Origin of the sequence: Methylophaga sp. OBS3, assembly GCF_026319325.1 — a bacterium.
In the GTDB taxonomy this organism is placed as follows: domain Bacteria; phylum Pseudomonadota; class Gammaproteobacteria; order Nitrosococcales; family Methylophagaceae; genus Methylophaga.
In genome coordinates, this window is record NZ_JAPDMU010000002.1 from 285,232 (window position 1) to 300,134 (window position 14,903).

Here is a 14,903-nt window from a genome sequence, read left to right on the forward strand (position 1 = left end):
GTTTAAAAGAAGTTAAAGCCAACTTGGAATAAACGCTCGACTTCTTTGATGTAGCGTTTATTGGTTAAGAACAAGATAACGTGATCTTCGGCTTCAATGACCGTATTGCGGTGGGCAATCATAACCTCTTCACCGCGAACAATGGCACCAATTGATGTGCCTGGTGGTAGGTCAATTTCATCAATACGTCGACCGACAACCATTGATGAGTTTTTGTCGCCATGAGCGATGGCTTCTAATGCTTCAGCGGCACCGCGACGTAATGAATGCACAGCGACAATATCACCTCGGCGAATATGAGCTAGCAAACTACCGATAGTGGCTTGTTGAGGTGATAGGGCGATATCGATGCTGCCACTTTCAACCAAATCTACATAAGCGGCACGGTTTATCAGCGATAAGACCTTGCGAGCGCCGAGGCGTTTGGCCAGCATGGCTGACAAAATGTTGGCTTCATCATCATTGGTAAGTGAGCAGAATAAATCAACTTTATCGATTTCTTCTTCGATAAGTAGCTCTTCATTGGCAACATCACCCAGCAAAACGATGCATTGTGATAGCTCTTCTGATAAGTAATCAGCCCGGTCTGGATTCGCCTCAATGATTTTGATTTGATAATCATGCTGCAATGCTCTAGCCAAACGTATGCCGATGTTACCGCCACCAGCCAACATAATGCGTTTGTATGGCTTATCCAGTCGACGTAGTTCAGCCATGACTGCGCGAATATCTTTACTCGCAGCGATAAAGAAAACTTCATCATCGGTTTCGATAACAGCATCTGCAGTAGGCGCAATCGCTCGACCATTTCGGAAAATGGCGGCAACACGTGTATCCGTTTTGGGAATGTGTTTACGTAGTTCGCGTAATGGATGACCAACCAGTGGGCCACCATGAAAAGCTTTAACTGCAACCAATTGCACCAAGCCATCAGCAAAATCGAGTACTTGCAGGGCGTTCGGGTGACTGATCAGACGCTGAATGTAGTCTGTGACCAACTGTTCAGGGCTAATCAGCACATCAATCGCAATAGCTTCGTTGTTAAATAGCTCTGGTTTTGCCAAGTATTCTGGTGCACGGATCCGAGCAATTTTGGTCGGCGTGTTATACAACGTATGACAGATCTGACAGGCCACCATATTGGTTTCATCACTATTGGTGACCGCCAGCACTAAGTCGGCATCGGCCGCGCCTGCACGGGCCAGTACATCAGGATGGGATGCTTGGCCTTGGATGGTGCGAATATCGTAGTGATCCTGCAGTTTGGAGAGGTTGCCGATATTAGTATCAACCAGCGTGATGTCATCATCTTCACGGGCGAGGGTTGAGGCAACTGAAGCACCGACTTGGCCGGCACCGAGGATCAGGATCTTCATAGTGGCGTCCTATACTTGTTTGGTGTCAATGCCAAGGGCACGTAGCTTACGATATAAGTGGGTTCGTTCCATCCCTGCCAGTTTAGCCGCTTTACCAACGTTGCCATCCGTTTCCTGGAGCTTTTGGAGCAGGTAAATACGCTCAAATTGTTCACGGGCTTCACGTAACGGCAGATCCAAGTTAATGCCTTCAATATCATCGGCATTTGGTGGTGGCTCGGCATGTAATGCAGCTTCGATATCAGCAACATCAATGTCATCGGCATCACCGAGTACCAGCATGCGTTGAATGACGTTTTTCAGCTCTAGAATATTACCTGGCCAATTGTAGTTACGCAGGCGGTTTTGTGCGGCAACGGTAAAGCGACGATAGGGCAAGCCAGCTTGTGTTGTTTGTTGGTCGACAAAAAAGTGCACCAGCTCAGGAATATCTTCGATATGGTCACGTAGCGCCGGAATTTGCAGCGTTATCGTGTTTAGCTGGTAATAGAGACCATCTAAAAAGTCACCACGAGCAATGGCTTTTTCCAGTGATTGTTGGGTCGCACAGATAAGTTGGCTTTGTTTTAACTGACCACTTTCTAATAAGTGCAACATTAAGGCCTGTGCATCATCGCTCAATAACGCGATATCGTTGATGTAGATACAGTTTTGCTGAGCAAGATTAGTCAATTTATGGCTGTCTAGTGGGAAGCTCTCCGGACTAAACTCGATAAATTTACCACTGGCATAAGCACCAAGACGATGAAGATAATGGGCATAACAATGTTTACCAGTACCGCCTTCGCCGACCAATAAAATAGGCATGTCATGGCTAGCCACTTTTTCTGCTTGTTCACGTAGCTGAACCATTTTGGCGCTTTTACCAACCGGTTCAACGGCCATTTCTAGTTGGATGGCAGCCTGACGAGCACGATTTTCTAACGCAAGCTCAACACCGCGCAGTAATTTGGCCATCGACAGCGGTTTTTCAATGAAGTCACAGGCACCTGAACGTGTGGCTTCCACAGCTGTTTCAATGGTGCCATGCCCAGACATCATGACAATGGTGACACTGCTATTTTGTTGTTTAAATTCTTTTAGCAGACTAATGCCGTCGATATCTGGCATCCAAATATCGAGCAAGACCAAGTTCGGTTGATGTTGAACAAAAGCTTCGCGCGCTTCTTCACCATTACTCGCAATGACGACACGATAAGCTTCGTCTTCGAGAATGTCTTTAATCAAATTGCGGATATCGGGTTCGTCATCCACAACCAGTATGAGCGGTTTATCTGTACTCACGTTTGCTGATCCTCAAGTGGCAACCTAATGATTATACCTGCTCCATCGTCTTCGCGGTTTTCTGCCCAGACATCACCGCCGTGTTCTTCAATGATTTTTTTGACGATAGCCAGCCCCAAACCGGTGCCTTTGGTTTTGGTGGTCGCGTAGGGTTCAAATAAGGTGTTGATCATATCTGCTGGGAAGCCAGGACCTTGATCATGTACGGTGATTTCTAGCCAACGTTGATGCTGATAGCGCACAGGATGGTAGCTGATGATGATATCAACGGCCATGCCAGCTTCTTCACTGGCTTCAATCGCATTTTTCAATAAATTGTGGAGAACTTGTCTGAAACGGTTTCGATCTACACGAATTTGTATGTCTTCTTTACTGTTTAGTAAGGCAAATTGATGGTGTGGATTACTTTGATAAAGCGTTAATACTTCACGCAGCATATCACCGACGGAAATCCACTCAAGCTGTAACCCGGGACTGCGAGCATAGTCAGAAAACTCGTTCACCATTTCTTTCATGGCTTCGACTTGCTGAACGATCGTATCGGTCAGTTTTGTCAGGGTTTCAGCCTGATCAGTTGGCACCATCGTCACGTATTTATGTTGTAGGCGTTCAGCAGATAATTGAATTGGCGTCAGCGGGTTTTTGATTTCATGTGCAAGTCGTCTGGCTACTTCACCCCAAGCGGCATGACGCTGCGCCTGTATTAATGTTGTAATGTCATCAAAGACAACTACCCAGCCGGTTTCGCCAGGTAATGGCGTACCGTGACACATCAAGGTTTGCCGACCCTTGGGTTGGCTAAGCTCAATTTGTTGTTCCCAAGCAATAGGTTTCAACGTGTAGTTTTTGATGAGCATGGTGAATGACTGCATGTTGTCACTTAGTCGCGCCAAGCTGTCGAGTGAGCTTTCAAGGCGTTGTTGCAGGTTAACACCCAGGATATTGTTACTCGCCACGTTCGCTGTACGTAGATACAAATCTTTATCGATGGTGATAACGCCACTCGATAAGCTGCCTAAAACCGTTGTGAGGTAACTGGTTTGTTGTTCAAGTAGACGGTGACTTCGCTGTGAGGCATTACGTGCCTGAGTGAGGCGTTGGGTCATTTGGTTGAAAGAGCGAACTAAGAAACCAATCTCGTCATGGCCTGAAGCTGTTAGCTGCATATTGTAGTTACCCGATGCAACCGCGCGAGTACCTTCGGCGAGTTCTTGTAATGGCTCAACAATACGGCGCGAAATCCACACGGCAAACCAAATTGAGGCCAATACGGTTAAAAATACGATAAGACTGAGTGTCAGAGTAAAAATAGTTACCAGCGGCTCACGGAGATAACTTAGCTCTTTGTAGTCAGTGTAGGCATCTTGGACATTTTTACCCAAGTTGCTCAGCTGCTCATTCACTGGAAATAAAACGTGCAGAATGCGGTCTTCTTCTAGCAGTGATTTACGAGGAATTTTCACGGCTGAGCGAAGTTGTAATTCATTATTATCTGAAGGATCTAGGCCAATATAATCTTCGCCTTGCATGATCTGCCTAAGGATTGCTTCATCCGGCCTGTTTGGAACAATTATCATCGGGTTATCAATGCTAGAGACTACGATTCGGCCATCCATATTCCAGATACTGAGCTCTAAGGCACCACTAAGACGATTGAGCTCACGCAAGCTATTTCCCAAACTGCTATCAGGCAGTTCAGACAAAACACCAGCCATCATCCGGGTTTGTCTCAGTAAAGTTCGCATTCTGATGCCAAATGCACTACGGCTAAGCTCTAACGAATCATCAAGCGCCTGTTCGACTTGTACGTCAAACCAACTGTTAATACCTCGTTGTAAGAAGTGAACTGAAAAGCCATAAACGATGCTGGTGGAACCAACAACTAACAGAACAAATAGGCTGACTAGCCTTAAGGTGAGCCTTGAGCCGGCAGACTTACGTTGAAAGTCGCGGTAAAGCCGCCATAAGCCTCTGGTGAGCAGACCTGCCAGAATTAATAGGCAAGTCAGACCGATACCAAAAATGATCAGAAATAAGTCGTTAAGACGAGATTTATCTTGTGTGGCGGCACTTAGTAAGTAGGCCAACACCAATAACATGATGGCCAGAGAAAAGTAGGGAGCTGTACCTGTGCTAAGTCTTCTTATCAGTCGGATGGCCATATTGCTTCAAACCACTCGCTGGTGAGGTCCCATTTATCAGAAATCATTGCCCCGGGACGCATTGGGGAGGGCAGTGCGGTTAAATCTAAGCCACTGCGAATTTGCAAAACGGTGGTGTCTGTTCGCTCTGCGGTATAAGCGGGTGGTAATGTCAGGCTGGTTATATTGCCCATTGCGCTGAGCGCACTACTCAAAGTTGTAAAGTTACGATGGTTATCGAGATCAAGTGCTGTGAGCATGTATTGTTGCGATAAGTCGTGGTATCGAAGCTCATAACGTATTTCGGTAGACCAAATTATCGTGTCCCAATGCCACCAGTCCCAAAGTATCGGTGTGCGATCTAAAAGCTGGATTTCTTGAAAGAAAGTAATCGGTACGCCGTTATCTAATGCTTCTTGAACGCGAGGCGTAATGGGATAACTGATGGTGGCATTGAGCATATGTCCATTGCCAATTTGATATACCTGAGCTTGATTGATAGTAAATTGTGTTGCCTGTGCAATTAGCGGCACAGTCAGAAGACAAAAAATCTGTAAAAAGCGCTTAATCACGCTGCAAACAGGCATAAAAGAATCCATCAAAAGCATCGTCCCCCGGCAGTCGTTGGTAGCCGCATTGTGCTTTACGTGCCGGCGCTGGATCGACATCAATCAAGCGGGCATCGGCATGGCGTTGTAAAAACTCATGGATCTGATCGGTATTTTCACGCTTAAACACCGAGCATGTAGTGTAGACCAAGATACCGTTTGGTTTCAGTAAAGGCCATAAGTTATCAAGTAGTTGTTGTTGACGATTTGCCAGCTGCTCAATATCTTCAGGCCTTCTAAGCAGTTTGATATCTGGATGGCGTCGTATTACGCCACTGCCACTGCAAGGTGCATCAATGAGAATACGATCAAATGGTCGACCATGCCACCAACTTTGTGTCTCTGATGCATCTGCTGCAATTGTCTGGGCGTTAAAACCTAGGCGACTTAAGGTTTCCTTAACACGCTGAAGCCTTTGCTCATCAATGTCTAATGCTGTGACATTTAAATCTGGCATCGTTTCAAGCATATGGGCCGTTTTGCCGCCAGGGGCAGCACAAGCGTCCAATACTTCCATCCCAGAACGTAAGTCGAGTAGCGCAGCTACTTGCTGGGCAGCACCATCTTGAACAGATACCCAGCCCTCAGCAAAGTAAGGTAACTCATTTACATCTGTTGCTTTATCAAGAAGTAGTCCTTCAGGGCAAAGTGTTTGTTGCTGACTGGTGATTCCTTTCTCAGACAACAGTTTTTGATAGTCTGTGACATCTGACTTTTGCTGATTAACTCGCAGCATCATGGGGGCTTGCAGATTATTGGCCTGAAGGATTTGTTGCCAATGTTCAGGCCAGTCTTTACGTAGTGCATCAATCAACCACTGAGGATGTGCAAACCGGCCTGATTCGGTAGTAAGCGCTTGCTTTTCTAACTCTTCCTGTCGACGTTGATACTGTCTTAAACAGGCATTGAGTAGACCTTTTGCCCACTGTTTTCCCAGTTTGCTGGCGGCATCGACCGTTTCAGAAATTGCGGCATGAGGTGGAATACGTAACTCTCTTAGTTGATAAATACCAACCAACAATAAGGCGTAGATATCTTGGTCTTTATTTTTTAATTTTTTTTGTAGCAGTGGCGCAGAAATAGCAACTAACGTGGGATGCAGACGTAATACGCCATAACTCAATTGCTGGGTCAGGCTGCGTTGTTCCGGCGCTAATGTTGCTAAGTGGCTTGCTAAAACGGGGTTCAGAGATTGGCTTTGCTGAGCGACCGTACTGATAACAAGTGCAGCAGCACTGCGTGGACAAAGGGAAGATGACTTAGCCAAGCTTTTCGCCCACTTCGATTGATTGAGAATTTAATAGATCGGTCACACTCATACTACGTTTTCCGGGTAATTGTAGTTGGGTGATTTTAAGCGTGCCTTGGCCTGTAGCGACTAATAGGCCATCACGATCAACTTTAACGATCTCTCCAGCTTCACCTTTAGATTGTTCATCGACTAAGGTTGCTGTCCAAATACGTAAGGTTTCACCACGCCATAGTGTTTGTGTCACTGGCCATGGATTAAATGCCCGAACACGACGATCAATTTCTTCCGCCGTTTGTTGCCAATCGATGATGGCTTCTGCCTTTTGTAACTTTTCGGCATAACAACTTTGGTTGTCATCCTGAGGTTCGGCTTTAGGCTGTAAAGCCAAAAGGTCATCCAGCGTTGTTAGTAGGGTTTTCGCGCCAGACTCAGCTAATTTGTCATGTAACGATTGCGCCGTATCTGTGGTGTCGATAGGAACAATACTACGAGATAAAACTGGTCCAGTATCAAGGCCGGCGGCCATCTGCATAATGCAAACGCCGGTTTCTTGGTCACCAGCCAAGATAGATCTTTGAATTGGCGCGGCGCCACGCCATCTGGGTAGGAGTGATGCGTGAATATTTAAACATCCATATTTGGGCGTATCTAACACGGCTTGCGGCAGAATAAGGCCATAAGCAACGACAACCATGACATCCGCTTGATAATCCAGAAGTCGTTGACGATCTGCGGGGTCTTTAAAATTGAGTGGTTGTTCAATCGGAATATTGTGCTCTAAAGCGAGTTGCTTAACGGGACTTGCAGTTAATTTGCGGCCTCGACCTGCTGGTCTGTCAGGTTGACTATAAACCGCCACAATCTCATGTTGACTGGTCAGTAATGCTGCCAGACAAGTTGCAGCGAAATCCGGCGTACCGGCGAAAATGATGCGCATGACCGTCCTTACAGTTTTTGTTTTTGGTGTTTTTCTAATTTTTTACGGATGCGATCTCGTTTGAGATTACTCAAGTAATCTACAAATAATTTGCCGTCCAAATGATCAATTTCATGTTGTACACAGGTTGCTAGTAAACCCTCTGCGTCCATTTCAAATGGCTTGCCATCTAAATCCAAAGCTTTAAATCGAATCGTGTCAGCGCGGGTTACGATCTCATAAGCTTCGGGGACTGATAAACAACCTTCTTGGTACTCACGCTCACCCTCGGTGGTAACCAATTCCGGGTTAATCAAAAATAACGGTTCAGATTTATCATCAGAGATATCGATAACAATGACACGTTTGGTGACATTAACTTGCGTGGCAGCAAGGCCAATACCCGGCGCTTCATACATGGTTTCTAACATGTCATGAGCCAGCTGACGGATTTCATCATCAACTGTTTCAACCGGTAAGGCTTTGTTGCGAAGCCGTGGATCCGGGAAATGTAGGATATTTAAAATCGCCATTAATCGTACCTGTTTGCGTAAAACATATTATTTCAAAGAAGTTGTTATTCTTATTGTAAAGCGCTGGCGCAGCAATGAAAAATCATTCGATCATAGTCCACTCTTAGTTAACCTCTAAATTTATGACAACGAACAACTCTGTTAGTTATCAAAATCTAATGATTAATCGTTAATACCAACAAAATAAGTACCTAAAAAGAGCTTTTTGTCTGTGTTCGGTTTTGTGCTAACAGCGACACTGGTGTATAAGCTTATTTTGATGCCAAAGCGCTTGATTCGTGCGTTGGCATATAACAAACTATTTGCAGAGGTTGTCATTCACATTCAGGGATGCTGACAACCTGTCCCGTGTCCATGAGGATATGCCAATGTTGCGCCGCTTTATTCTGACTTTATTTGTTGCTTTGTTGAGCTTGCCGATTCTTGCCAATGAAGTGGCATTAAATCCCAATCACCCGGATCGTTACGTTGTTAAAAAAGGCGATACTTTATGGGACATTTCAGGCATGTTCCTACAGCATCCATGGCACTGGCCTGAGATTTGGGAGGTTAATCCTCAAGTGGATAATCCCCACCTTATATATCCTGGTGATGAACTATCTTTGGTCTACCGTAACGGACGTCCAGTGTTGGCGCTAAATCGCGGTAAACAAACATACAAAATGTCACCAGAAGTGCGCGAAATGCAGTTGCAAAAGCCAATCCCAACCATCGCCATGGCTGATATTGGTCCTTTTTTAAGCAAACCAAAAGTTGTTGGTGCAGAAGTGTTGGACAGCGCGCCTTATATCGTTGCCAGCAGTGATGAGCGACTCATTTCAGGTACCGGTGACTTTGTTTACGCACGTGGCGTTACCGGCGAAGCCGGCCAAGATTTCAGTATTTTCCGTGGCGGCAAACAATATGTCGATCCTGATACGGGCGAATTACTCGGTTACGAAGCTATTTATACGGGTGATGCAACTGTCACGGCAATTGGTGATCCTTCAACGGTCGATTTAACTTTTACCAATCGTGAAGTACAAATTGGTGACCGTTTACTTGAAGTGGAAGCCGATGATTATGAAATGTATTTCTTCCCTCGCTCACCAGAAAAAGATATGTCCGGTCGAATTATTTCGGTATTTGATGGTGTGTCACAAGTTGGTCAATATCAAATCATCGTATTGAACTTAGGTACTCGTGATGGTTTAGAGCTGGGTCATGTTTTATCACTTTATAAAGCGGGTCAAACTGTTAAAGATCAAGTTACAGCAGATCGCTTTGATGAAGTAACTTTGCCGGATGAGCATGCAGGTGAAGCGCTAGTGTTCCGTTTGTTCGATAAAGTTAGCTATGCCATTGTGATGAAATCAACAACAGCTGTTAACCTCTACGACAAGGTCAAATCAGCGGAGTAGATTCGATTCTGACACAGGATGATTTTCCATCTGGCCAGAGGGAACTGGCCTGTCAAATAGCCTTACTGCGAACACCCGGAGTAGGGCCTGTCACATTTGCTAAAGTGATGGCTTTTGCCGGCAAGGCAAGCAGCGTGTTTCAGCAACCAGCCATGCTGAAACCTTTCTCTGAAAAACTCATCAATGCTCTAAAAACACCTGATTGGCAGCAAGTTAAGCTTGATTTAGATTGGCTTGCAGGACCAGACCGCTACATATTAACGTTAGATGATCCTCGTTATTCGTCGTTACTCAAAGAAATTTCTGATCCTCCGCCGTTATTGTTTGTTCAAGGCGATGTCGATTGCCTACAGGCATGGCAATTAGCCATTGTTGGCAGTAGAAACCCAACACCATCAGGTCGTGATAGTGCTTTTGAGTTTGCTCGATTTATGGCTGGCGGTGGGTTACACATTTGTAGTGGTCTGGCTGATGGAGTTGATGCCGCCGCACATAAAGGTGCTTTGGCTGCTGGCGGCAAAACGGTTGCAGTTGTTGGGACGGGGCTTGATAGAGTTTATCCTGCCAAGCATCGGGATCTTGCCCATCAAATTGCCCAGCAAGGGGCCATCGTTTCTGAGTTTCCTTTAGGCACGCCACCACTGGCAGAAAACTTCCCCCGTCGAAACCGTATCATTAGTGGTTTGTCATTAGGTACGCTGGTGGTGGAGGCTGCTTTAAAAAGTGGCTCATTAATAACGGCGAGAATGGCCATGGAGCAAGGTCGTGAAGTATTTGCTATGCCGGGCTCGATTCACAACCCATTGGCAAGAGGATGTCATCAGCTAATCCGAGATGGAGCTAAGTTAGTTGAGAATGCCGATCACATTATTGATGAATTAGGCGCGTTGGCCGAATTTGCGCAAATAGCTGATCCAGAAGCAAATACTGAACTAGCTAGCGCACAGCCGCAAGATGATGTCGAATATCAACAATTATTTGAACATTTAGGATTTGACCCCATACATATAGACGAACTGATTTTACGCAGCGGATTGACGGCTGATGCCGTTTCATCCATGCTGTTATTACTGGAGCTGCAAGGTCGGGTCAGTGCTCTGCCGGGAGGTAGATATACACGCACTGCTGCTTGATGAGGCCCACAATAGAGAAGCCGATGAAAGAAAATGTAATTGATGTGTTGTTGTACTTGTTTGAGAACTACATCGACACTGAAGACAGTCGCCAGCCTGATAAAGATACGCTCGAGCTAGAATTAGAGCGCGTAGGTTTTCAGGAACTGGAAATCCACAAAGCGTTGGATTGGCTTGACACCATGACGGTGGTCGCACCGCAAGTTGACAATCCCGATGCTTCCATCCGAGTGTTTAATGACACTGAAATGGAGCGGCTTGATGTACAGTGCCGAGGTTACCTACTGTTTTTAGAACAAGTAGGGGTTTTAGATAGCGAAACACGCGAAGTTGTTATTGAGCGGGTACTGGCACTAGATAGTGAAGAAATTGATTTAGAGCAACTCAAGTGGGTCGTGCTCATGGTGTTGTTCTATCAACCGGGTAGAGAAGTAGCTTATGCCTGGATGGAAGATTTGGTATTTGAGGATATGGAGGCGGTCATTCACTGATCGTTTTCTAAACCATCCCGTCAAGGCCCGTTTTTACGGGCCTTGTTATTTGTAAACGGATAAGATTTGGTGCAAAAACCTATGGGAAAAAAACTCGTCATCGTTGAGTCGCCTGCTAAAGCCAAGACAATTAAAAAGTATCTTGGTAATGACGTAGAAGTACTTGCTTCTTATGGTCATGTACGCGATTTGCTGCCAAAAGAAGGCGCGGTGGATCCGAGTAAAGACTTTGCCATGAAGTACCAGGTCATTGACCGTAACAGCAAACATGTCGATGCCATTGCCAAAGCAATGAAAAAAGCTGACACACTCTATCTCGCGACGGATCCGGATCGAGAAGGAGAGGCGATTTCCTGGCACTTGTATGAACTGCTGAAAAACAAAGGTGTATTGAAAAATAAAGAAACTCACCGTGTTGTGTTTCATGAGATCACCAAACAAGCCGTAAATGACGCTGTGGCGAATCCACGTGAGTTATCGATGGATTTGGTTAATGCGCAACAAGCTAGACGGGCATTGGACTATTTGGTTGGTTTTACACTATCTCCGCTATTATGGAAAAAAGTTCGTCGGGGTTTATCTGCGGGTAGGGTTCAAAGCCCAGCCTTACGAATGATTGTTGAGCGTGAGCTCGAAATCGAAGCGTTTAAAGCGCAAGAATACTGGACGATTGAAGCTGATGCTGAGACGGAAAAAACACCTTTCCAGGCAAAGCTGACGCATTATCAAAATGAGAAACTGAGCCAGTTCTCAATTGATAACACAGAGCAAGCGGATAAAGTTGTTGCCACCCTCAATAAAGCCGCCGACGGTAAATTACTGGTTACCAATGTTGAGAAAAAGCAACGTAAACGTAATCCTGCAGCGCCATTTACAACCTCAACACTGCAACAGGAAGCTTCCCGTAAGTTAGGTTTTGGTGCACAACGTACGATGAGTGTTGCTCAGCAATTATATGAAGGTGTGGATACGGGGGAAGGTGCTGTGGGTCTTATCACCTACATGCGTACAGACTCAGTGACACTGGCCAATGAAGCCATTAGCGAATTACGTGAGTTTATTGCGGATCGTTATGGCAACCAATCGGTTCCTAGCAAACCGCAAGAATACAAAACCAAGTCCAAGAATGCCCAAGAAGCGCATGAGGCTGTTCGACCAACCTCCGTATTGCGTACGCCAGAAGAGATGAAGGCATACTTATCTTCTGATCAATTAAAACTATATAACTTGATTTGGCAGCGTACTGTCGCGAGCCAAATGGTACATGCGACCTTAAATACGGTTGCGGTAGATCTAGGTTGTGGTGCCGGCAATACGTTCAGAGCTAACGGTTCGACCGTTGTTAACCCTGGCTTTATGAGTGTTTATCTTGAGGGTAAAGACGATAGTAAAGCCGATAAAGATGAAAACCTGCTACCGGCAATGGCAGTGGGGGATGTGGTCAGCTTGAAAGCGATTCGCCCAGAACAGCATTTTACTGAGCCACCACCACGTTACAGTGAAGCAAGTTTGGTAAGAGCGCTGGAAGAACACGATATTGGTCGTCCATCAACCTATGCCAGCATTATCTCTACCTTGCTGCAACGTGAGTATGTTGAGCTTGTTAATAAGCGTTTCCACCCGACAGATGTTGGTCGCGTCGTTGGTAAGTTTCTAGTTGAACACTTTACCCGTTACGTTGATTACAGCTTTACCGCAAAGCTTGAAGGTGAGCTGGATGCCGTTTCACGTGGTGAAGAAGAGTGGATCCCATTACTTCGTAATTTCTGGGGGCCATTCAAAGAGCAGGTCGAAACCAAAGATAAAGAAGTTCAGCGTAGTGATGTGACGCAAGAGCTGTTGGATGAAAACTGCCCTAAATGTGGCAAACAACTCTCAAGTCGTTTAGGTCGCAGCGGCCGCTTTATTGGTTGTACCGGCTATCCTGAGTGCGATTACACCCGTAATGTTAATGGCGAAGAAACTACCGCAAGTGAGCCTGAAAAAGTTGAAGGCCGTCAGTGTCCAAAATGTGAGTCTGATCTGATTTACAGAACGGGCCGTTACGGTAAATTTATTGGCTGTAGCAACTACCCAAAATGTAAACACATTGAATCGTTGGAGCAGCCTGCCAACACCGGGGTCGATTGTCCACAATGTAACAAGGGCGAGATCCTGACGCGTAAGTCACGCCGTGGCAAAGTGTTTTACTCGTGCTCAGAATATCCGAAGTGTGACTATGCTTTGTGGAATGAGCCCGTCAAAGAAGCTTGTCCAAATTGCCAGTGGCCAATTTTGACTATCAAAACGACGAAGAGCAAAGGCACAGAAAAAGTTTGCCCACAGAAAGACTGTGGCTTTAGCGAGAAGGTTGAGTCGGCTTAATTTTTTCGATCGACGTGACCGAGATCTTGCTCGGGGGCGATGACATCACGAACACGTTGTTTTAGTTCGCTGATGTCAGGGAAACCGCCCTCGGTTTTACGATCCCAAACCAGTTTGTCGTCAGCAGTGACTGTGAATAAGCCACCACTAGCCGGAACTAGCGTTAATTCAGCAATTTCACCATCAAAAGTTGATAACAACTCTTGCGCCATCCAAGCGGCTCGAAGCAGCCAACGACATTGTGTGCAGTAGTGAATTTTTACGTGATGCATTAATCAGCTTGTAACGCAGCAAACACTTTTTCTGCTTGGCTATATGCGTTATCAGCTTGTTCAGCCAGCACGTTGAAGTGACCCATCTTACGGCCCGGTCGGGCAGATTTTTTACCGTATAAATGCAGTTTCACATTTGGCTCAGCCAATAATGTTTGCCAATGAGGTTGTGTTTGACCCCAGACATCACCGAGCAGGTTAATCATAACGACAGGGGTTTGCAGGCTGACATCGCCACTTGGTAGGCCACACAACATACGAACTTGTTGTTCAAACTGTGATGTTGCACAGGCATCTAACGTGTAATGACCAGAGTTATGTGGTCTTGGCGCGATTTCATTGGCAATGACTTCATCTTGCTGAGAGATGAAAAACTCTACCGCTAAGGTACCCACATAATCTAAGCCTTCTGCAATTTTGCTGGCTTTATCGATTGCTGACTGCGCTAATGCAGGTGCAACGGTTGAAGGTACAGTCGTGCTGTGCAAAATACCGTTCACATGAACGTTTTCAGCAACAGGAAATGGCGTGATTTCACCACTTTGGCTGCGTGCCAATACCACAGAAACTTCACGCTCTAAATCAATACGCTGTTCTAAAACGCACTCTTTTTGACCTAAGTTATCAAATGCAGCATAGGCATCATCTAAGTTTTGGCAAACGACTTGGCCTTTGCCGTCATAACCAAAAGTCGCTACTTTAAGAATTGCCGGAAAGCTGATTTGGCCTTCGGCTTTAGCTAAATCGTCACGTTGGTAAATGCTAACAAAAGGGACGGTATTAATGCTTTGGCTGCGGATAAAGTTTTTTTCCACATTACGGTTTTGCGTTTTTGCCAGTGCTTGTGATGACGGGTGAACCGTCGTGCGTTGCTCTAAAAAGGCAAGTGTTGTGGCTGGGATATTCTCAAACTCAGTTGAGATGGCCGCACAAGCTGATGCCAATTCGGTCAGTGCCTGTTCATCATCATAGGCTGCGCAAATATGCTGATCTGCGATAATGCCGGCAGGACTATCTTTATCTGGATCGAGAACAATAACTTTATAACCCATGGTTTGCGCAGCAGTGGTAAACATTCTGCCAAGCTGGCCACCGCCGAGCATGCCTAAAGTTGCGCCGGGTAAAATCATTTA

Annotated in this window: 13 protein-coding genes; 4 read left to right on the forward strand and 9 right to left on the reverse strand. The window is 45.7% G+C overall.

What is annotated here, in order from left to right; translation table 11 throughout:
- Positions 1-2: 2 nt before the first annotated feature.
- From trkA to def, 7 genes are read right to left on the reverse strand one after another with little or no spacing between them, the layout of a single operon-like run.
- Positions 3-1,376: a Trk system potassium transporter TrkA gene (gene trkA / locus OMP94_RS05795; RefSeq protein WP_266277111.1), complete on the reverse strand. Its 1,374-nt coding sequence runs from the start codon at positions 1,374-1,376 to the stop codon at positions 3-5.
- Between the two features lie 9 nt (positions 1,377-1,385).
- A complete protein-coding gene (locus OMP94_RS05800; protein WP_266277113.1) occupies positions 1,386-2,660 on the reverse strand; it encodes a sigma-54-dependent transcriptional regulator in 1,275 nt (424 codons plus the stop codon).
- Positions 2,657-4,822 carry a sensor histidine kinase gene (locus OMP94_RS05805; RefSeq protein WP_266277118.1) on the reverse strand — a complete coding sequence of 722 codons (2,166 nt, stop codon included), beginning with the start codon at positions 4,820-4,822 and terminating at the stop codon, positions 2,657-2,659. The genes OMP94_RS05800 and OMP94_RS05805 overlap by 4 nt, the downstream gene beginning before the upstream one ends.
- On the reverse strand, positions 4,807-5,388 hold the full coding sequence (locus tag OMP94_RS05810; protein ID WP_266277120.1) for a DUF4390 domain-containing protein: 582 nt from the start codon (positions 5,386-5,388) through the stop codon (positions 4,807-4,809). The genes OMP94_RS05805 and OMP94_RS05810 overlap by 16 nt, the downstream gene beginning before the upstream one ends.
- Positions 5,366-6,676, reverse strand: a complete 1,311-nt coding sequence (gene rsmB, locus OMP94_RS05815; RefSeq protein WP_266277122.1) for a 16S rRNA (cytosine(967)-C(5))-methyltransferase RsmB — start codon at positions 6,674-6,676, stop codon at positions 5,366-5,368. The genes OMP94_RS05810 and rsmB overlap by 23 nt, the downstream gene beginning before the upstream one ends.
- Positions 6,669-7,598 carry a methionyl-tRNA formyltransferase gene (gene fmt, locus OMP94_RS05820; protein ID WP_266277124.1) on the reverse strand — a complete coding sequence of 310 codons (930 nt, stop codon included), beginning with the start codon at positions 7,596-7,598 and terminating at the stop codon, positions 6,669-6,671. The genes rsmB and fmt overlap by 8 nt, the downstream gene beginning before the upstream one ends.
- Positions 7,599-7,606: 8 nt before the next feature.
- A complete protein-coding gene (def, locus tag OMP94_RS05825; RefSeq protein ID WP_266277126.1) occupies positions 7,607-8,110 on the reverse strand; it encodes a peptide deformylase in 504 nt (167 codons plus the stop codon).
- Between the two features lie 368 nt (positions 8,111-8,478).
- On the opposite strand from def, the gene OMP94_RS05830 reads away from it, so the two are divergent.
- From OMP94_RS05830 to topA, 4 genes are all read left to right on the forward strand, one after another.
- The gene (locus OMP94_RS05830) at positions 8,479-9,510 is read left to right on the forward strand and encodes a LysM peptidoglycan-binding domain-containing protein (RefSeq protein ID WP_266277128.1); all 1,032 of its coding nucleotides are present in this window, start codon (positions 8,479-8,481) and stop codon (positions 9,508-9,510) included.
- 134 nt (positions 9,511-9,644) lie between these two features.
- On the forward strand, positions 9,645-10,643 hold the full coding sequence (gene dprA / locus OMP94_RS05835; RefSeq protein ID WP_266277130.1) for a DNA-processing protein DprA: 999 nt from the start codon (positions 9,645-9,647) through the stop codon (positions 10,641-10,643).
- A 23-nt stretch (positions 10,644-10,666) separates the two neighbouring features.
- Entirely contained in the window at positions 10,667-11,134 is a 468-nt protein-coding gene (locus OMP94_RS05840; protein ID WP_266277132.1) for a DUF494 family protein, read from the forward strand.
- 81 nt (positions 11,135-11,215) lie between these two features.
- Positions 11,216-13,498, forward strand: a complete 2,283-nt coding sequence (gene topA, locus OMP94_RS05845) for a type I DNA topoisomerase (protein WP_266277134.1) — start codon at positions 11,216-11,218, stop codon at positions 13,496-13,498.
- On the opposite strand, the gene OMP94_RS05850 is transcribed toward topA, so the two are convergent.
- Together OMP94_RS05850 and OMP94_RS05855 are read right to left on the reverse strand one after the other, a co-directional pair.
- Positions 13,495-13,770, reverse strand: a complete 276-nt coding sequence (locus OMP94_RS05850) for a SelT/SelW/SelH family protein (protein WP_266277136.1) — start codon at positions 13,768-13,770, stop codon at positions 13,495-13,497. The two genes, topA and OMP94_RS05850, sit on opposite strands and share 4 nt — an antisense overlap.
- On the reverse strand, positions 13,770-14,900 hold the full coding sequence (locus OMP94_RS05855) for a 5-(carboxyamino)imidazole ribonucleotide synthase (protein WP_266277138.1): 1,131 nt from the start codon (positions 14,898-14,900) through the stop codon (positions 13,770-13,772). The genes OMP94_RS05850 and OMP94_RS05855 overlap by 1 nt, the downstream gene beginning before the upstream one ends.
- Between the last annotated feature and the right edge of the window lie 3 nt (positions 14,901-14,903).